Annotated in this window: 15 protein-coding genes; 8 read left to right on the top strand and 7 right to left on the bottom strand. The window is 66.2% G+C overall.

Annotation, left to right across the window (positions count from 1 at the left end):
* Window positions 1-121: 121 nt before the first annotated feature.
* Together ACZK3W_RS05945 and ACZK3W_RS05940 are read right to left on the bottom strand one after the other, a co-directional pair.
* Entirely contained in the window at window positions 122-763 is a 642-nt protein-coding gene (locus ACZK3W_RS05945; RefSeq protein WP_006424175.1) for a response regulator, read from the bottom strand.
* The gene (locus tag ACZK3W_RS05940; RefSeq protein WP_049461775.1) at window positions 763-1,965 is read right to left on the bottom strand and encodes a sensor histidine kinase; all 1,203 of its coding nucleotides are present in this window, start codon (window positions 1,963-1,965) and stop codon (window positions 763-765) included. The genes ACZK3W_RS05945 and ACZK3W_RS05940 overlap by 1 nt, the downstream gene beginning before the upstream one ends.
* Window positions 1,966-2,118: 153 nt before the next feature.
* Here ACZK3W_RS05940 and ACZK3W_RS05935 point away from each other — a divergent pair, with 153 nt between their 5' ends.
* Genes ACZK3W_RS05935 through ACZK3W_RS05915 form a run of 5 tightly spaced genes read left to right on the top strand, consistent with a single transcriptional unit; the run spans window position 2,119 to window position 5,143 of the window.
* Window positions 2,119-2,715 (top strand): GNAT family N-acetyltransferase, encoded by a 597-nt coding sequence (locus tag ACZK3W_RS05935; protein WP_032127604.1) that lies wholly within the window; start codon window positions 2,119-2,121, stop codon window positions 2,713-2,715.
* Window positions 2,661-3,509 carry a septum site-determining protein MinC gene (gene minC, locus ACZK3W_RS05930; RefSeq protein ID WP_050509775.1) on the top strand — a complete coding sequence of 283 codons (849 nt, stop codon included), beginning with the start codon at window positions 2,661-2,663 and terminating at the stop codon, window positions 3,507-3,509. Before ACZK3W_RS05935 ends, minC begins: the two co-directional genes overlap by 55 nt.
* Window positions 3,510-3,544: 35 nt before the next feature.
* A complete protein-coding gene (gene minD / locus ACZK3W_RS05925; protein ID WP_010483375.1) occupies window positions 3,545-4,354 on the top strand; it encodes a septum site-determining protein MinD in 810 nt (269 codons plus the stop codon).
* A 2-nt stretch (window positions 4,355-4,356) separates the two neighbouring features.
* Entirely contained in the window at window positions 4,357-4,617 is a 261-nt protein-coding gene (gene minE, locus ACZK3W_RS05920; RefSeq protein WP_004148073.1) for a cell division topological specificity factor MinE, read from the top strand.
* Between the two features lie 46 nt (window positions 4,618-4,663).
* Window positions 4,664-5,143: a hypothetical protein gene (locus tag ACZK3W_RS05915; protein ID WP_125893775.1), complete on the top strand. Its 480-nt coding sequence runs from the start codon at window positions 4,664-4,666 to the stop codon at window positions 5,141-5,143.
* An 87-nt stretch (window positions 5,144-5,230) separates the two neighbouring features.
* Here the strand turns inward: ACZK3W_RS05915 and ACZK3W_RS05910 are convergent, their stop codons facing one another.
* From ACZK3W_RS05910 to ACZK3W_RS05900, 3 genes are all read right to left on the bottom strand, one after another.
* On the bottom strand, window positions 5,231-6,475 hold the full coding sequence (locus ACZK3W_RS05910) for a DUF819 family protein (RefSeq protein ID WP_478450576.1): 1,245 nt from the start codon (window positions 6,473-6,475) through the stop codon (window positions 5,231-5,233).
* 141 nt (window positions 6,476-6,616) lie between these two features.
* Entirely contained in the window at window positions 6,617-8,695 is a 2,079-nt protein-coding gene (locus ACZK3W_RS05905; RefSeq protein WP_180838695.1) for a prolyl oligopeptidase family serine peptidase, read from the bottom strand.
* A gap of 214 nt (window positions 8,696-8,909) precedes the next feature.
* Window positions 8,910-10,874: an OPT family oligopeptide transporter gene (locus tag ACZK3W_RS05900; protein WP_125893769.1), complete on the bottom strand. Its 1,965-nt coding sequence runs from the start codon at window positions 10,872-10,874 to the stop codon at window positions 8,910-8,912.
* Between the two features lie 200 nt (window positions 10,875-11,074).
* Between ACZK3W_RS05900 and ACZK3W_RS05895 the strand changes: the two genes are divergently transcribed.
* Together ACZK3W_RS05895 and ACZK3W_RS05890 are read left to right on the top strand one after the other, a co-directional pair.
* Window positions 11,075-12,223, top strand: coding sequence for an acetyltransferase domain-containing protein (locus ACZK3W_RS05895; protein ID WP_478450575.1), 1,149 nt, complete (start codon window positions 11,075-11,077; stop codon window positions 12,221-12,223).
* Window positions 12,224-12,302: 79 nt separating this feature from the next.
* Entirely contained in the window at window positions 12,303-14,057 is a 1,755-nt protein-coding gene (locus ACZK3W_RS05890; RefSeq protein ID WP_478450574.1) for a peptide MFS transporter, read from the top strand.
* 58 nt (window positions 14,058-14,115) lie between these two features.
* Here the strand turns inward: ACZK3W_RS05890 and ACZK3W_RS05885 are convergent, their stop codons facing one another.
* Together ACZK3W_RS05885 and ACZK3W_RS05880 are read right to left on the bottom strand one after the other, a co-directional pair.
* The gene (locus tag ACZK3W_RS05885) at window positions 14,116-16,098 is read right to left on the bottom strand and encodes an alpha/beta hydrolase family protein (RefSeq protein WP_253145491.1); all 1,983 of its coding nucleotides are present in this window, start codon (window positions 16,096-16,098) and stop codon (window positions 14,116-14,118) included.
* A 165-nt stretch (window positions 16,099-16,263) separates the two neighbouring features.
* A complete protein-coding gene (locus tag ACZK3W_RS05880; protein WP_005408523.1) occupies window positions 16,264-16,899 on the bottom strand; it encodes a LysE/ArgO family amino acid transporter in 636 nt (211 codons plus the stop codon).
* 138 nt (window positions 16,900-17,037) lie between these two features.
* Between ACZK3W_RS05880 and ACZK3W_RS05875 the strand changes: the two genes are divergently transcribed.
* Complete coding sequence (locus ACZK3W_RS05875) at window positions 17,038-17,943, top strand: LysR family transcriptional regulator ArgP (protein ID WP_010483397.1); 906 nt, start codon at window positions 17,038-17,040, stop codon at window positions 17,941-17,943.
* Window positions 17,944-18,076 lie beyond the last annotated feature (133 nt).

Below are 18,076 nucleotides of genomic sequence, written 5' to 3'. Positions count from 1 at the left end.
CTGCGTATTTGTATGGACAAAGAATTCGAAGGGTACCGCATACCGATACCCGTGAAGTAGGGGGCAACCCCACCCGAGGGCCATGACTGGAACTCAAGTCATTGTCCTGAAAAGGTTTTCCTCAGACCAGCTGGAGTTCGAACGCCTTCAGTACGGCGCGCGTACGGTCGCGCACGCCCAGCTTGGACAGGATGTTGGACACGTGGTTCTTGATGGTGCCTTCGGCCACACCCAGCGAGTTGGCGATCTCCTTGTTGGAGAAGCCACTGGCCATCAGGCGCAGGATCTCGGTCTCGCGGTCGGTCAACGGGTCCGGGCGGTCCAGGCTGACGAACTCGTTGCGCATGTGCTCCAGGCCGGACAGCAGGCGCTGGGTCACGGCCGGCTGCACCAGCGAACCGCCGTCGGCCACGGTGCGGATGGCACCGACCAGCTGCGCCAGGGTCACGTCCTTGAGCAGGTAGCCCTTGGCTCCGGCCTTGAGCCCGGCCAGCACCAGCTGGTCGTCATCGAAGGTGGTGAGGATGATGGTCGGTGGCAGCTGCTCCTGGCGCGACAGCACCTGCAGCGCCTCCAGCCCGGACATCACCGGCATGCGCATGTCCATCAGCACCACGTCGGGGCGCACCTGCGGTATCAGTTCGACCGCCTGCCGGCCATCGCCGGCCTCGGCCACCACCTCGATACCGTCGTCGAGCGCCAGCAGGGAGCGGATTCCCTGCCGCACCAGGGTTTGGTCGTCGACCAGGCAGACGCGAATCATCAACGCACTCCTTCAGGAACCTTGGTAAGGGCGGCCACCAGCACCGTTGCCGGCACCGTCGCCCGCAGCCGGAAGCCTTCACCGGGACGGGTTTCGACCTGCAGCTGGCCACCACATTGTTGCAGGCGCTCGCGCATGCCGCGCAAGCCATTGCCCACATTGACCATATCCGCGCCGACGCCGTCGTCGCGGGCCTCCACCACCACCCGGTCGGGGGCTTCACGGTACACCTTGATCCACAGGTGGCGGGCGCCGGCATGGCGCACCGCGTTGGTGATGATCTCCTGGGTACAGCGCAGCAGCACGTGGGCCCGCTGCGGGTCCTCCACGTTCAGCGGATCCTCGATCTCCAGCTGGATGTCCAGCGAGGGCACGTTCTCGGTCAGCGGGCGCAGCGCCGCCGCCAGATCGATGGCGCCGGTCTCGCGCAGCTGGCTGACCACCTCACGCACGTTGCCCAGCAGCAGCTTGGCCAAGGCATGCGAGCGCTTCACATGGTCCAGCGCCTGGCCCTCGGCCAGGTGACCGGCCACTTCGAGGTTCAGGGTCAGTGCGGTCAGCTGATGCCCCAGAAGATCGTGCAGCTCACGCGAAATGCGGGTTCGCTCGTTGACGCGGGCGCTTTCGGCCAGCAGGGCACGAGTGGCACGCAGCTCCGAATTGAGCCTGCGCTGCTCGTCGCGGGCCTGGGTCTGCTGTCTCGCGACAAGGCTGGTCACGAAGATGAACATGGAAAAGCCGCCATACAGCAGCGATTGCATCACGGCTTCGAACAGCGGGAAGTTCAGCAGTATGTAATAGACCGGGGCCACCGCCAGCTGGCTGACCAGCAGCCACAGCACGCACAGACGCGCCGACAGCATCCACGGAATGACGCCGGCAGCCACCATCATCAGGATGCTGCCCAGGCCCGAACCACTGAGGAAACTGACGCCCAGCGCCGAAACCGTCAGCAGCAGCAGCAGGCCGCGGTCCAGCCAGGTGGTGTGACTGTCGCTGTCACTGCGCAGGAGGCGGGTCAGCCAGTAGTACGCGGCGCCGAAGGACAGGTAGGCGACGAACAACAGGATCGCCCAGCTGCCCATATCGCTGCGGCTGTGCAGGTTCTCGAATTGCGAGTACGCCAGTGGCAGGCCGACCATGACCCAGGTAAACAGGCCGGCCAGACGGAGGACGCGGGTATGGCTGAGGACTCCCAACATGCCAGCACTCTACGGGCCCGGCCCGCGTCGCGCACTCCCACGGAAGTCATGCATCCGAGGTCCCCTGTTCATGCCGCAGCCCACCCCGGGCATGCAATAATCGTGCGCAGGGTCCAATTTGACGGACCAACCGCGTTACCCCACGGAGTCACAATGTCGATTGTCATCCGCGACGTGCGCGAGCACGAGCTCGATTCCGTCCTGGCTTTGAACAACAACGCTGGCCTGGCCATCCTTCCCCTGGATGCGGCCCGCTTGCGCCTGTTCTACGAAACCGCTGAATATTTCCGTGTCGCCGAGCGCGACGGCAACCTGGCCGGCTTCCTGATCGGCTTCGGCAGCGACAGCCAGCACGACAGCAGCAACTTCGCCTGGTTCAAGCAGCAGCTGGACACCCCGTTCTTCTATATCGACCGCATCGTGGTCGCCAGCCGCCGTCGTGGCGGTGGCGTCGGCCGTGCGTTCTATGCCGACGCGCAGAGCTTTGCCGAGCTGCGCTACCCGCAGATGACCTGCGAAGTCTTCCTCGACCATGGCGCCGATGCCGCCCTGCTCTTCCACGGCAGCTTCGGCTTCCGCGAGCTGGGCCAGAACACCATGCCGCAGGTCGACGTGCGCGCCAGCATGCTGGCCAAGGAACTGTGCAGCTACCCGTGGGTCCAGGAGACCTACGGCGGCAAGCTGCCGGATGTGGCATGGACACGTGCCCGGCATCTGCCGGCGCAGGCACAGCGGCCGACGGGGACCTGAGCGTGGCGGTGAATTTCGATTACGAACAGGCCGGTGAACTGAAGATCGGCCAGGTGGGCATCGCCAACCTGCGCATCCGTACCCTTGATGTCGAACGCCTCGTGCAGGAAATGCGCGAACGCGTCACCCGTGCGCCGAAACTGTTCGGCCGCGCCGCGGTGATCCTCGACTTCGGCGGCCTGAGCCAGGTGCCGGACGTGGCCACCGCGCAGGCGCTGGTCGATGGCCTGCGCAGTGCCGGCGTGCTGCCGGTGGCGCTGGCCTATGGCACCAGCGCGGTCGACCTGCTCTCGCAGCAGCTCGGGCTGCCACTGCTGGCCAAGTTCCGCGCCCAGTACGAGCGTGCCGAGGCCGAGCCGGCCCCGCCGCCGCCGCCCGCGCCGGAACCGCGTCGCGCAGCCCGTGCCGAACCGAAGCCGGCACCGGCCACGCCGGTGGCCAAGGTTGCCGACGCCGCCGCACCGCAGCCGGGCCGCATGCAGCTGGGCAACGTGCGTTCGGGCCAGCAGCTGTACGCTGAAAACTGCGACCTGACCGTGATGGCCACCGTCGGCGCCGGCGCCGAGGTCATCGCCGATGGCAGCATCCACATCTACGGCACCCTGCGCGGCCGCGCGCTGGCAGGGGCACAGGGCAACACCGCGGCACGCATCTTCTGCCGTGATTTCCATGCGGAACTGGTCGCCATTGCAGGCCACTACAAGGTACTGGACGATGTCCCGGACTCCCTGCGCGGCAAGGCCGTGCAGGTGTGGCTGGAACAGGACCAGATCAAGATCGCTGCGCTGGACTGACGCAGCACCCAAACAGAATCATCAGGAGAAGTCCTTTGGCTGAAATCATCGTAGTCACCTCCGGCAAGGGCGGCGTCGGCAAGACCACTTCCAGCGCGAGCCTGGCCTGCGGCCTGGCACGGCGCGGCAAGAAGGTGGCGGTGATCGACTTCGACGTCGGCCTGCGCAACCTCGACCTGATCATGGGCTGCGAACGCCGCGTGGTGTACGACTTCGTCAACGTCGTGCACGGCGAAGCGACCCTCAAGCAGGCCCTGATCAAGGACAAGCGCTTCGAGAACCTGTACGTGCTGGCCGCCTCGCAGACCCGCGACAAGGACGCACTGACCCAGGAAGGCGTGGGCAAGGTCCTGAAGGACCTGGCCGCCGACGGCTTCGACTACATCATCTGCGACTCCCCGGCCGGCATCGAGAAGGGCGCCTTCCTGGCGATGTACTTCGCCGACCGTGCCGTGGTGGTGGTGAACCCGGAAGTGTCGTCGGTGCGCGACTCGGACCGCATCATCGGCCTGCTCGACTCGAAGACCCACAAGGCCGAGTCCGGCCAGGACGTGCCGGCCTTCCTGCTGCTGACCCGCTACACCCCGCTGCGCGTGGAAAGCGGCGAGATGCTCAGCATCGCCGACGTCGAGGAAGTGCTCGGCCTGAAGGCGATCGGCGTGATCCCCGAGTCGGGTGACGTGCTCAACGCCTCCAACAAGGGCGAGCCGGTCATCCTGGATGTCGAGTCCGCAGCCGGCCAGGCCTACGACGACGCCGTCGCGCGCATCCTTGGCGAAGAACGCCCGATGCGCTTCACCAACGTCGAGAAGAAGGGCTTCTTCAGCAAGCTGTTCGGAGGGTAAGCATGGGCCTGTTTGATTTCCTCAAAGCGAAGAAGACCACCGCCGAAACCGCCAAGAACCGCCTGCAGATCATCATCGCGCAGGAGCGCAGCAACCGCGGCGGCCCCGATTACCTGCCGCTGCTGCAGCGCGAGCTGCTGGAAGTGATCAAGAAGTACGTGAACATCGACGTCGATGCAGTGAAGGTCGACCTGGTGAAGGATGGCCAGCACGATGTGCTGGACATCTCCGTGGCGCTGCCTGAAGGCCCGGACAAACCCTGATGCTCTGCCCCGCCCGTGCCTGCACGGGCGGGGCTGCCTGACCCGCATGACCGATACGACAACCGCCGTGGACATCACCTGCGTGGGCGACATCGCCTTCGCTGATGCGCAGTGCCTGCTCGCCGCGCATGGCCTGCAGCTGCACCACGTCGCGGCCGGTGAACCGATTCCCGGCAGCTACTGGGGCGAGCCCGAGGCCGGCATCATCGCCAGCAACGTGTACGTGCGCGATGACACGCCCGTGCACTCGATGCTGCACGAAGCCTGCCATCTGATCGTGCTACCGCCGGAGCGGCGTGCGCAGGTGCATACCGACGCCACCGACTCGGTGGCCGAGGAAGATGCCACCTGCTACCTGCAGATCGTGCTGGCCGGGCAGCTGCCTGGCGTTGGCTGTGCGCGGTTGATGGCCGACATGGATGCCTGGGGGTATACGTATCGGCTGGGGTCGACACAGGCGTGGTTCGAGCAGGATGCCGAAGACGCGAAGGCGTGGTTGATCGAACGCGGATTGCCGGTGGCGTAACGCATCGGTAATGCCGGCCGTTGGCCGGCAACCTCATGAACCCGTGCAGCATTACCTGGTTGCCGGCCAGCGGCCGGCACTACCCCATCAGCCCTGCCCTGCCAGCGCGCGCAGGGTAATGCCGACGATGTAGGCCAGGTAGGTGCCGGTGGCGTAGCCCATCGTGCCCAGCAACACGCCCACCGGCGCCAGGGCCGGATGGAAGGCTGCAGCCACCACCGGCGCCGAAGCCGGGCCACCGATGTTCGACTGCGAACCGATCGCGAAATAGAAGAACGGCACCTTCAGCAGCTTGCCCAGGCACCACAGCAGCGCGATGTGCACGGCAATCCAGATCAGGCCGAGCAGGAACAGCCACGGGCGGTCCAGCAGCGCCAGCAGATCCATCTGCATGCCGATGCAGGCAATCAGGAAGTACAGCAGCAGCGAACCCAGCCGCGAGGCGCCCGCACCTTCCAGCGTGCGTGCACGGGTGAAGCTCAGGCTCAGGCCCAGCGTGGTCGACAGCACCACCACCCACACGAACGGCGCATCCAGGCTGAACTGCGGGGCCCAGCTGACATTGGCCTTGAACCATGCTGCCAGCGGCGCACCGATCGCGTGTGACAGACCCACGCCGCCGAAGGCCACTGCCACGATCAGCATCAGGTCGGTGAGGCTGGGAACGCGCTCATGCTCGGCCTGGAAGCGCGCGATGCGCTCCTTCAGCTCATCGATGGCCGACGTGTCGGCACCGCTGCGCGCGTCGATCTTCGCTGCGCGCCCGGCCAGGAAGATCAGCGCGGCCATCCACACGTAACCGACACCGACATCGACCACCGCGAACTGGCCGAACGTGGTGGCGTTGACGTCGAACACTTCGCGCATCGCCAGCATGTTGGCCCCGCCGCCGATCCAGCTGCCGGCCAGTGCGGCCATGCCGGCCCAGGTGTCACCGGCCACGGTGTCGGGATGGATCGCGCGCATCACCAGGAACGCCACCACCGCACCCAGCATGATGCTGGCGGACGCACCCAGGTACATCAGCACCAGCTTCGGGCCGAGCCGCAGGATGCCTTTGATGTCCACCGCCAGGGTCAGCAGGATCAGCGCTGCCGGCAGCAGGATGTCGCGTGCGATCGGGTTGTAGAGCTTGGTGTTCTGGCCGTCGATCAGGCCGACGGTGTTGTAGATGCCGGGAATCAGGTAGCACAGCAGCAGTGCCGGCACGAAGGTGTAGAAGCGTTTCCACAGGCCCTGCTCGCGCGAGGCGGTCCAGAACACGGCGCCCAGGGTGGCGGCGATCAAACCGAAGACGACGATGTCGTTCTGGATCAGGGCGGTCGAGGGCATGCAGGCGCTCTGGGTAGAGCCGGCCGCTGGCCGGCTGCTGTTGGCGGCAGATCAGGAAGGTGTGCCGACCAACGGTCGGCACCCACCGGTACAGCAGATGGCGAAACAAAAGCGCCGCCCCGAAGGGCGGCGCTGCAGTCATCAGTTGCCGATGTGCTGCTTCAGCCAGGCATTGACGGTGTCATGCCACAGGATGCTGTTGTTCGGCTTCAGCACCCAGTGGTTTTCATCCGGGAAGTACAGGAACTTCGATTCGATGCCCTGGCGCTGGGCAGCAGTGAACGCGGCCAGGCCCTGCTCGACCGGAATACGGAAGTCCTGCTGGCCGTGGATGACCAGGATCGGCTTCTTCCAGTCCGCCACGTGGTTGACCGGGTTGAACTTCTCGTAGTTCGCCGCCTTCTGGTACGGCGTACCGCCCTGCTCCCACTCGGTGAACCACAGTTCTTCGGTGGCGTAGCCCATCATGCGCTGGTCGAACACGCCGTCATGGTTGACCAGGCACTTGAACGGGCCGTTCCAGTTGCCGGCGATCCAGTTGACCATGAAGCCGCCGTAGCTGGCGCCCAGCGCACAGGCCTTGTCACCGTTGAGGAAGGAATACTTCTTCAGCGCCGCATCCCATCCCTTCTGCAGGTCTTCCAGCGGGCGGTCGCCCCAGTGCTGGCTGATCGCATCGGTGAAGGCCTGGCCATAGCCGGTGGAGCCGTGGAAGTCGATCATCACCACGGCGTAGCCCTGGCCCGCATAGGTCTGCGGATTCCAGCGGTAGCTCCAGCCATTGCCGAAGCTGCCCTGCGGGCCGCCGTGGATCAGGAACGCGACCGGGTACGACTTGCCTTCCTGGTAGTTGTGCGGCTTGACCACATAGCCGTGCACGGTGTCGTTGTTCCAGCCCTTGAACTCGAACTGTTCGTAGTCACCGAAGCTGACGTCCTTGAGCACGTCGCCAGCGGCCGGGGTCAGCGCGCGCAGCTCGCCGATGGCTTCGCCGGCGGCCGGCAGCAGGCCGACCAGCACCTGGTCGTTGCTCTTCAGGCTGTTGCGGGTGATCGCCACGCTGGTGCCGGCCACGTCCACCGAGGTCACGCTGCCGTCGCCGATCAGCTTGGTGGCCTTGCCGCTGGCCACGTCGATCTGGAACAGCGGGTGCTCGCCGAGGTCATCGGCGGTGGTGTAGATGCTGGCGCCGTCGGCGGACAGGGTGATGCCGCCCGCCGAGCGATCCCATTGCGGCGCGATCTCACGGCTCTTGCCGCTGGCCAGGTCCATCGCCATCAGGCCGAAACGGTCGGCCTCGAAGCCCGGGCGCTTCATCGCACGGTAGAACAGGGTCTTGCCGTCGGCACTGAACACCGGGCCGGCATCCCAGGCCGGATTGGAGGCGGTCAGATTGACCGGCGCCTGCTTGCCCGCAGCGTCGAAGCGGTACAGGTCGAAGTTGGTCGACCACGGCTCCTGCTTGCCGGCCACGCGGATGCTGGCCACCACGCTGGCGCCATCCGGCGACCACGCGAAATCGTCATTGCCACCGAACGGCTTGGACGGTGCATCGCCGTCGATGGTCGCGCTCAGCGCCGAGGCGCCCTTGACCGCGCCGGCCTTGGCTGCCGGCAGCGGTGCCACGAACAGGGTGTTGCGGCGGCCGTCGTTCCAGGCATCCCAGTGGCGCACGAACAGCGAATCCCACACTTGGCCGCTGGCCTTGGCGTCCTTCTTTTCCTTCAGCTTCTTCTCGGTGCAGGCCAGATCCGAGGCACAGGCCTGGAACACGCCGGCACTGAACAGCACGCGGTCGTCCTGCGGTGACACGTGGTAGCTGTCAACGTCCACCGGGAAGTCGGTCAGCTGGCGCGGGGTGCCGCCGTTGATCGGCTGCGCGTACAGCTGCTGGCTGCCGTTCTTGGCACTGAGGAAATACACGGTCTGGCCATCGGCCGACAGCGACGCGGAATTGACGCTCCAGCCGGCCGGGGTGATCTGCTTCGGCGGGGCCGCGTCACGCGTGCGCAGGTTGCGCGCGAACAGCGCGGTGGAGGCCTTCAGGTTGGCGTCCACGCTGCGCTTGGCGAACACCACAGTGCCACCGTCCGTGGTCAGTACCGGCGCGGAGACGCGGTCCATGGCCACCATGTCGCGGACTTCCAGGCCACGGGCAGCGGCAACGCTGGGCAGGGCAGCCAGCAGGCTCAGTGGCAGCAGGGCATGACGCAGTTTCATCGGGGTCTCCGCAGGACGGCAAAAAACCGATGGTAGGCCCGTGCGGCCGGGGCTGCCAAGGCCATCGGTCATGGCTGCGCGCGGGGTTGGCCCCGCCGCCAGAAAAAGCAAACCGCGCCGTAGCGCGGTTTGCGGTAGTGCCGGCCGCTGGCCGGCAACCAGGGGTATCACGGGATTCCGGGATTGCCGGCCAGCGGCCGGCACTACCCATCCCTTACGCCTTGGTGTACTTGCCGGTGCGGTAGATCAGCCAGCCCACCAGGAACAGCACGGCCAGGCCGATCCACTGCGCGCCCGGCAGGTGGAACGGCACGGCCAGCACGTCGGCGCGGCTGCTGACCACGATCGGAATCGCGATAGCGATGCCCATCAGTGCCTCACCGGTGATCAGGCCCGCAGCGAACAGCACACCCGGCTTGTGCACGCGGTCGCGGCCTTCTTCGTCATCGGCTCGCACCTTGTGGAAGCGCTCGACCAGGTGGGCGATCAGGCCGCCGAGGAAGATCGGCACCATCAGCTCCAGCGGCAGGTAGATGCCGATGGCGGCGGCCAGCACCGGCACGCGGAAGCGTGCGTTGCGCGACTTCAGCCAGCTGTCGAAGGCAATGATGGCGGCACCGACCACGGCACCGATGCCGATGAAGGTCCACGGCAGTTCGCCACCGAACAGGCCCTTGGCCACCGAGGCCATCAGGTTGGCCTGCGGCGCAGCCAGCGCGTTCGGGTGCAGCTCGGACTTCACGCCGATGCCGTAGGCGGTGGCCAGCAGGTTCAGCACCGGGGCCATGATCAGCGCACACGAGAAGGCACCGATGCCCAGCATCAGCTGCTGCTTCCACGGGGTGGCGCCGACGATGTAGCCGGCCTTGAGGTCCTGCAGGTTGTCACCGCCAACCGCTGCGGCGCAGCACACCACCGCGCCGATCATGATCGCCGCCACCGCGCCCAGCGGCGCACCGCCGGCACCGACCGGCTTGAGGCCATCGGCGCCCAGCAGCACCACCAGCACGGCCGAGGCGAACAGGATGGTGGAGATGGTGATGCCCGACACCGGGTTGTTGGACGAACCGATCAAGCCGGCCAGGTAGGCCGACACCGACACGAACAGGAAGCCGGCAACGATCATGATGATGGTCATCGGGATCGACACGTGCCACTGGCCGACGATGGCCTGGTACAGGGCCAGCAGCGGCAGCACGAAGACCACCAGGGCCACCAGCATCCACTTCATCGGCAGGTCGCGCTCGGTGTGCGCCAGCACCGGGCCACCGCTCTTGCGGGCAGCGGCAAAGCCGCTCTTGACGCCGTTGAGCAGCGACTTGCGCAGCGAGATCAGGGTCCAGATGCCGCCAATCAGCATCGCGCCCACACCCAGGTAGCGCATCTTCGCGCCCCAGATGGCGAACGCCGCCTCGGTGGAGGATGCGGTAGCCACCGAGGCGGCCAGGCCCGGATCGGTGTTCATGAAGAACGCCTGGTAGATCGGAATGGCGATGTGCCAGGTCAGGATCGAACCGGACACCACCACGATGCCGACGTTGAGGCCGACGATGTAGCCCACGCCCAGCAGTGCCGGCGACAGGTTGGTACCGATGAAGGCGGTGACCTTGGAGCTGCCGACGTAGGCCGAGGTGGCCCAGGCGTCCGGGATCAGGCGCATGCCGCTTTCCGCGGCCAGCTTGACGAAGGCACCGATCACCGCCGACAGGCCGAGGATCTTCAGGCCCGGGCCCGGATTCTCACCGGCCTTGAGCACTTCCGCCGCAGCCTTGCCTTCCGGGAACGGAAGCGGGTCTTCGACGATCATCGAACGGCGCAGCGGCACCGAGAACAACACGCCCAGCAGGCCGCCGAGGCCGGCGATGCCCAGCACCCACCAGTACTTGAAGTCCGGCCAGTAGCCCATGATCACCAGCGCCGGGATGGTGAAGATCACACCGGCGGCGATCGACGAACCGGCCGAAGCACCGGTCTGCACGATGTTGTTTTCAAGGATGGAGCCACCGCCCAGCAGGCGCAGCACGCCCATGGAAATCACCGCGGCGGGAATGGCGGTGGCGATGGTCAGGCCTGCGAACAGACCGAGGTAGGCGTTTGCGGCCGACAGCACCACCGCCAGCACGATGGCCAGGGCCACTGCGCGGAAGGTGAGCTGCTTTGGCGCAGCGTCGTGGTTCATGGAAGCCCCTGCTGGCAAAAAATCCCTGCCACGCTAGCGTTCAGGGCAGATCAAGTCCAGCGTGCCAAAGGATGGGGGCGTGTGCTGCAGCGCAATGGGCCAGTACGTGGACCGGCAATCGACCGACCCGGCAAAGTCCGGCTGGGCGCACAGCAAATGATATGTTATATCTTAATGCTACCTTGCTGTTACTGCATCGCATGCCCCCTTCCCCCTCCTCTCGCCTGGCCTCCATCGACCAGCTGCGCGGCACCGTGATGCTGTTGATGTTGCTCGACCACGTGCGCGAGACCTTCTTCCTGCAGCATCAGGTAAGCGACCCGATGGACGCAGCGACGGTCTCCCCTGCGCTGTTCGCCTGCCGTCTGCTGGCGCATCTGTGCGCACCCGTGTTCGTCCTGTTGACCGGCCTGTCGGCCTGGCTGTACGGCCAGCGCCAGGCGGATCCGCGCCGGGCCACGGCCGCATTCCTGCTCAAGCGCGGGCTGTTCCTGGTCGTGCTGGAACTGACCCTGGTGAATTTCGCCTGGACCTTCCAGCTGCCGCCGGAAACCCTGTACCTGCAGGTGATCTGGGCCATCGGGCTGAGCATGATCGCGCTGGCCGGGCTGCTGTGGCTGCCACGCCCGGCCCTGCTGGTGCTGGCAATCGCGGTGGTGGCCGGGCACAACCTGTTCGACGGCTTACGGGTGCAAGGCAATGGCCTGCTGGCGGTGCTGTGGAAAGTGCTGCACCAGCGCGACTGGATCGAGGCCGGCGCGCTGCGCCTGCGCACCTCCTATCCGGTGCTGCCGTGGATCGGGGTGATCGCTCTGGGTTATCTGTTGGGACCGTGGTTCGCCCGCGAGCGCGACCCGACGCAGCGCCAGCACTGGCTGCTGTGGGCAGGCGTCGGTGCGCTGGCCATGTTCGCGCTGCTGCGGTTCGCCAACCAATATGGAGATGCACCGTGGCAGTACCAGACCAGCGCGCTGCGCACCTGGATGAGCGTGCTCAACATCACCAAGTACCCGCCGTCGCTGCAGTTCCTGCTGTTGACTCTGGGCGTAGGGCTGTTGCTGCTGCGCCTGTACGAATGGCCGCCACTGGCGCGTGCGCTGCGCCCGCTGGCCGATATCGGCGCCGCGCCGATGTTCTTCTACCTGCTGCACCTGTATGTGCTGAAGGCGCTGTACCTGGGCGCGCTGGCGGCCTGGGGGCCGACCCATGGCGAGTTGTATGCCCTGGACTCGGTCAGCGGCCTGCTGCTGGTGGCCTGCGCGCTGGCGGTGGTGCTGTACCCGCCGACCCGGGCATTCGCGCGGTTCAAGGCGCGAAGGCGTGACCTGGCGTGGTTGCGGTACCTGTGATCGCCCAGGCCAGTCCGGCAATCCACGCATGGCGTGGATCTACTGAAAGCGGATCGGGCCACAGGCCTATAATTCCGCGATGAATTCCACCGCTATCGCTTCCGACGACTTCCTGGGCCACCCCAAAGGCGTCTACGTCTGCTTCTTCACCGAAATGTGGGAGCGCTTCTCCTTCTACGGCATGAAGGCGCTGTTGCTGCTGTACCTCACCAAGTACCACCTGTTCGGCGACAAAGCCGGCCTGGACCTGCTCGGCGCCTACGGTGGCCTGGTGTACTGCATCCCTGTATTCGGCGGCATGCTGGCCGACCGCTGGCTGGGCATGCGCCGGGCCGTGCTGTTCGGCGGCATCCTGCTGGTACTCGGCCACCTCGGCATGGCCTTCGAAGGCCACGCTGCGTACCGGGTGAACGGCGACGTGGTGCGCGACACCTCGGCACTGGCGGTGACCTACCTGTCGCTGGCGCTGATCATCATGGGCGTCGGTTTCCTGAAACCGAACATCTCCACCATTGTCGGCAAGCTGTACGCCAAGGACGATCCGCGCCGCGATTCGGGTTTCTCGCTGTTCTACGCCGGCATCAATTTGGGCGCGCTGTTCTCATCGCTGGTGTGCGGCTTCCTCGGCGAGGCCTACGGCTGGAAGTACGGTTTCGGTGCGGCCGGCATCGGCATGCTGGCCGGCCTGGCCATGTTCCTGTGGGGCCAGAAGTACCTGCAGGGCCACGCCGAGCCGCCGCAACCGGCGGCGTTGAAGCAGAAGGTGCTGGGCCTGCCGCGCGAATGGCTCATCTATCTGTGCGCGGTGCTCGGTGTGTTGCCGGTGGCGTGGCTGATGTGGGCGGCCGGCAACGGCGCGTTCGCGCTGGGCGGTGAAATCAGCCTGGCACTGATGTTGATGGTGGTGGTGCTGGGCGGCGTGCTGGTCTGGTTCGCCTGGTTCACCGGCAGCAAGTGCACGCCGGTACAGCGCCAGCAGATGATCGCGCTGATGGTGCTGATCTTCATGGCGCTGGTGTTCTTCACCATGTACGAGCAGTCCTACGGCTCGTGGGTGACCTTCACCGACCGGCTGCTGACCAAGGACATCGTGCCCTCGCTGGTGATCACCGGCGGTACCCCGCTGCCCTGGTCGATCATCTCGCTGCTGCTGGCGCCGCTGGGCTTCGTGGTCAGCGCGCGGCTGTCCGAGCGCCGTCCGGGCTCATCTGCGCCGCGAACGTTCTTCGCCGCCATCGTCGTGCTGATGCTGGTGCTGCTGGTGCGCGACTGCCTGGTGATTCCGCAGACCGCCGGCTCGCTGACCTACCTCGGCGGCCTGTTCCTGGTGCTGCTGGCGCCGGCCTTCGCCGCAATGTGGACGTGGATGGACCGCCGCGGCTGGGAACCGGGCAAGCCGGTCAAATCGGCCTGGGGTCTGGTGATCGGCGCGCTGTCGTTCGTGCCGCTGGCATTGGCCGCACAGCAGGTCGGCGCCACCGGCGAGATGGCCAGCGTGTGGTGGCTGGTGCTGGCCTACTTCCTGCTGGCCAGCGGTGAGATGTGCCTGTCGCCGGTCGGCCTGTCGGCGGTGACCCAGCTGGCCGTGCCGCGGGTGATGAGCCTGATGATGGGCACCTGGTTCCTGGCAACCGCGTTCTCGGAAACGCTGGCCGCGCTGTTCGGCAAGCTGGCCGCGATCGAGGTACCGGAAGGCGAATCGCTGGACATGGTGGCCGCGGCCGGTGCCTATGCGCACCTGTTCTGGCTGCTGATGTGGATCGGCCTGGGCTGTGCGCTGGCCGCCTTCATCGCCGCGCCGCTGCTGAAGAAGATGATGCACGGGGTCAAGTAAGCCCGATGCAGGCGAACTCCGGGGGCGGCGGATCGATCATCCGCCGCCCCCGGCTTGTTCAGGGCGCGCTGCTCTTCTCCGCAGGTGCGGCCTGCCCGGCCACCTGGCCCCCCAGGCTGCGCGAGAGGAAGGCCAGCAACCTGCTGTAGTACGCACGTTGGTTGGCAGGGGAATAGAAACCATGCCCTTCATTCTTGACGTACAGGGTTTCCACCGGCGTGCCGGCCTTCTTCAACGCAGCTTCCATGCGTTCGCTGTGCACGATCGGCGCACGTTGATCCTGACCACCCGCGGCCAGGAATACCGGCACCCGCACCTGCGCGGCCAGATTCACCGGGGAACGCTCTGCAAGATCCTTGGGCGATCCCAGCCAGTTCCGCAGGTAGGCCAGGCCTGACTCGTCGCTCTGGATGTCTCCGCGGGCGTACATCAACGGCAGGTCGTAGATGCCGACGTAGCCGGCCGCGCACTGGTACAGGCCCGGTTCGCGCACCGCCCCCATCATCGCCGCATAGGCACCGTAACTGGCCCCATAGATGCAGATGCGGTTCTTGTCGGCCACGCCCTGTTCGATCGCCCAACGCGTGGCATCGGTGACGTCATCCTGCATCGACAGCCCCCATTGCTTTCGCGCGGCCTGCATGTGGGCCCGGCCATAGCCGGAAGAGCCGCGGAAATTCACCTGCAGTACCGCGTAACCTGCCGCCGCCAGCATCTGTGTCTCGGTGTCATAGGCGCCCTGGTCGGCAACACCGATCGGACCTCCGTGCGGCACCACCACCATCGGCAGCGCACGGGCCTCGCGGCCATGCGGGACGGTAAGGAAGCCATGCAGCGAACGCCCATCACGCGCCGTCAGGCTGATCGGACGCACCTCCGCCGCCAGCGCGGGGTCGATCCAGTCGCTGCGGCTGATCAGGTGCCGTGCACTCTTGCCAACCGTGTCATAGAGATAGAAATCGCCCGGATTGCTGCCTGACCAGGTTTCCACCAGCACCGTCTTGCCATCGCGCGTGCTGGAGGTGATGTAGACCGCTCCGCCAAGGCCGGCTTCGAGGCTGCGGTACAGGCGAGCGTCGTCCGAGGCGTCATCGAAGAATGCCGTTCGCGGCGCACTGCCAAGGAACAGGGCCCCGACCGGCACGCGGCTGCCGGGGCGCCGGATGATGCGCGCCGGGTCGGCACTCCCATCGCGCAGCACGGTGCGTCGTTCATTGCTCTGGGGGTCCCAGCTGACAATGGCATCAGGTCCATCTGCCTGCTCGACCTGCAGGTACGCCAGGCGACCATCGGCCGAGAAGCCGAGCGGCGCCTCGATGCGCTTGCTCAGGGATTCATCATTGAGCAGGACCCAGTCGCTGTTGCTGCCCGTGCGGTAGTAGAGCTTCTGCGTGCCATCGGTAACGACAGCGCGTGCGAAACGCACCTCGCCCTGCTCATCGGTCGTGAAGTCCGCATCGGGAATGGGAGCGCGCGCCACGGCGTTGCGGCGACCGGTGATCACGTCCATGCGCTCGACCTGCGCATGCGAACTGCCGACCAGCGGGATCACCGTCACCAGCGCGTTGCGGTCATCGTCCTTGAGCTCATCACTGAGGTAGGCGGCCACCAGGCCTGCCGGCTTGACCTTGATGTTGGTGCCCAGGCTCTGGTCGGCAACCCGGTACCCCACCAGCAGCTCGCCGCCCTTGCCGTTGGCATTGATACCGAACAGTTCACCGGTCGGCGTCGGCCGGTCCAGCACGCCGAACTTCTGTGCCATGCCCACCAGCAGCCGCTCGTTGCTGACCCAGTCGAAGGTGTGGGCGTGATCGTTGCGGGGCGGGCGGAAGCTGCCGACCATCTTCATGTCGGCAATGCGGTAGATCGCCAATGCGGTTCCCGCCTCCAGCGGAACCGTCGCGGCGATGTACTCGCCCCCTGGTGAAATCTTGATGTCGGTAAACGACTCCTGCCGCAGATAGCGATCCAGGTCCAGCGTTGCGGCCGATGCCCCACCCACAACCGCGCTCAACAGTACAGCCAGCACAATCCTGCGCATCCTTCCCCCATGGAAAACCGGACACCCTGTCCGGATGCACGATTCTAGGCACGTGACCGTTTGCCGCGCCACATCGGCAGAAAAAACGACGGCACCGTTGCCGGTGCCGTCGTTACCACTACCTTGGAGAGAGTCAGGACGTGGGTTCGGGGGGCGTGCGCCGGGTCAGTGGACCCCGCGCACCGCCAACGTAAGGGCCAGGATGCTGAGGATCACGGCGATGGTGCCGTCGAGCACGCGCCAGGTACTGGGCTTGGTGAACAGCGGCGCCAGCAGGCGTGCGCCCAGGCCCTGCGCGGTCAGCCACAGGCAGCTGGCAGTCACCACACCGGCGGCGAAGGCCATGCGGGCGTTGCCGAAGTTCTCGGCGATCGAGCCGATCACCATCATGTCCAGCCAGAAGTGCGGGTTGATCAGCGAGAAGCCGACCGCGGCCATCAGCACCGCGCGGCGGCTGCCGTCGTCGCTGTCAGCCTCGCCCATGCCGCCGCCACCGGCAATCGCACGGCGTGCCGACTTCATGGCGTACCAGGCCAGGAACGCCACGCCCGTCCACAGCACGGCGGTGGTCAGCCACGGCAGCGCTGAAGTGAGCGTGCGCAGGCCAGCCACGCTGGCAAAGATGAAGATCGCATCGATGGCCGCACAGGTGGCAACCACCGGCACGATGTGCTTGCGCAGGATGCCCTGGCGCAGAATGAAGGCGCTCTGGGCCCCGACCACGGCGAACAGGCCGATGCCGGTAGCTGCACCAGAGAACCAGGCACCGAGGCCGGTGCTGGCGGAGATGACCGAGAACATGGGATTCACTGCCTTTACTTGCTTGGGGGGACGGTGCCTCGCGAAGGCGGACAGCACCGGAACGAGCGCCATTGTCGCGCCGCAACATGGAAAAGACGAGCTAAACTTCCTAAACCAACATTAGCGGAACTTAATTCGATGCGTATCGACCATGCCCAGCTGCGCGCCCTCGCCGCAGTGATCCGCGAAGGCAGCTTCGACCGCGCCGCGCAGTCGCTGAATGTCACGCCCTCGGCCATCTCGCAGCGGGTCAAGGCACTGGAGGATCGGGTCGGTCGCCTGCTGGTCAAGCGCGGCACCCCGGCCACCGCCACCGCCGAGGGCCAGGTGCTGGTGCAGCTGGCCGAGCAGACCGCCCTGCTCGAGCACGACGCCCTGCACCGGATGGGCCTGGCTGACGAAGACCTGCCGCAGGCCAGCATCCCGGTGGCGGTGAACCACGACAGCCTGGAAACCTGGTTCCCGCAGGCCGCCTCGCAGTTCGCACAGAGCACCGGCACCACCCTGGACCTGCGCGTGGAGGACCAGGACCACACCGTCGAACTGCTGCGCCAGGGCACAGTGCTGGGTGCGGTGACCACGCTGGACGAGCCGGTGCAGGGCTGCCAGATCCACGCGCTGGGCAGCATCCGTTACGCCGCCACCTGTACCCCCGAATTCCGCGAACGCCATTTTGCCAAGGGCGTGACCGCGCAGGCGCTGGCGCAGGCGCCGGTGCTGGTGTTCAACCGCAAAGACGAAATGCAGTCGCGCTTTGCCCGGCGCATGGCCGGCGACGACCTGCCCAGCACCGCACCGACCTGGTGGATTCCCTCCACCCGCGCCTTTGTGCAGGCCAACCTGGGCGGCATGGGCTGGACCATGAACCCGCTGCCGCTGGTCAAGCGGCACCTGGACGCCGGCCGCCTGGTCTACGTACGCCAGCGCGCGTGGGAAGACGTGCCGCTGTACTGGCAGCACTGGAAGGGTGACGTCCAGACCATGGCCCTGCTGACCCGCGCCGTGCTGGACGCCTCATCAGCGCTGGTGCGGCGCAAGCGCTGAGGCAGCCCTGCAAAAAAGGGGACGGAGGGGATTAAGTCGTCTTTGCCCAGAATGTCGTATAGGCCTTAAACGACTTAATCCCCTCCGTCCCCTTTTTGCTCCATCCAATCTCCACGAAGTCTCCACACCAGGT

The sequence above is a fragment of the Stenotrophomonas sp. 80084_Sma genome, assembly GCF_056481995.1.
Note: the sequence above shows the minus strand (reverse complement) of the source record. Positions and strands in the feature narration are given on the sequence as shown.

Coding starts and splice junctions, on each gene's coding strand:
- ACZK3W_RS05875 (WP_010483397.1), top strand. CDS start 17,038: ATGCGTATCGACCATGCCCAGCTGCGCGCCCTCGCCGCAGTGATCCGC.
- ACZK3W_RS05900 (WP_125893769.1), bottom strand. CDS start 10,874: ATGAACCACGACGCTGCGCCAAAGCAGCTCACCTTCCGCGCAGTGGCC.
- ACZK3W_RS05945 (WP_006424175.1), bottom strand. CDS start 763: ATGATTCGCGTCTGCCTGGTCGACGACCAAACCCTGGTGCGGCAGGGA.
- ACZK3W_RS05940 (WP_049461775.1), bottom strand. CDS start 1,965: ATGTTGGGAGTCCTCAGCCATACCCGCGTCCTCCGTCTGGCCGGCCTG.
- ACZK3W_RS05905 (WP_180838695.1), bottom strand. CDS start 8,695: ATGAAACTGCGTCATGCCCTGCTGCCACTGAGCCTGCTGGCTGCCCTG.
- ACZK3W_RS05885 (WP_253145491.1), bottom strand. CDS start 16,098: ATGCGCAGGATTGTGCTGGCTGTACTGTTGAGCGCGGTTGTGGGTGGG.
- minE (WP_004148073.1), top strand. CDS start 4,357: ATGGGCCTGTTTGATTTCCTCAAAGCGAAGAAGACCACCGCCGAAACC.
- ACZK3W_RS05895 (WP_478450575.1), top strand. CDS start 11,075: ATGCCCCCTTCCCCCTCCTCTCGCCTGGCCTCCATCGACCAGCTGCGC.
- ACZK3W_RS05890 (WP_478450574.1), top strand. CDS start 12,303: ATGAATTCCACCGCTATCGCTTCCGACGACTTCCTGGGCCACCCCAAA.
- minC (WP_050509775.1), top strand. CDS start 2,661: ATGGACACGTGCCCGGCATCTGCCGGCGCAGGCACAGCGGCCGACGGG.
- ACZK3W_RS05910 (WP_478450576.1), bottom strand. CDS start 6,475: ATGCCCTCGACCGCCCTGATCCAGAACGACATCGTCGTCTTCGGTTTG.
- ACZK3W_RS05880 (WP_005408523.1), bottom strand. CDS start 16,899: ATGTTCTCGGTCATCTCCGCCAGCACCGGCCTCGGTGCCTGGTTCTCT.
- ACZK3W_RS05935 (WP_032127604.1), top strand. CDS start 2,119: ATGTCGATTGTCATCCGCGACGTGCGCGAGCACGAGCTCGATTCCGTC.
- ACZK3W_RS05915 (WP_125893775.1), top strand. CDS start 4,664: ATGACCGATACGACAACCGCCGTGGACATCACCTGCGTGGGCGACATC.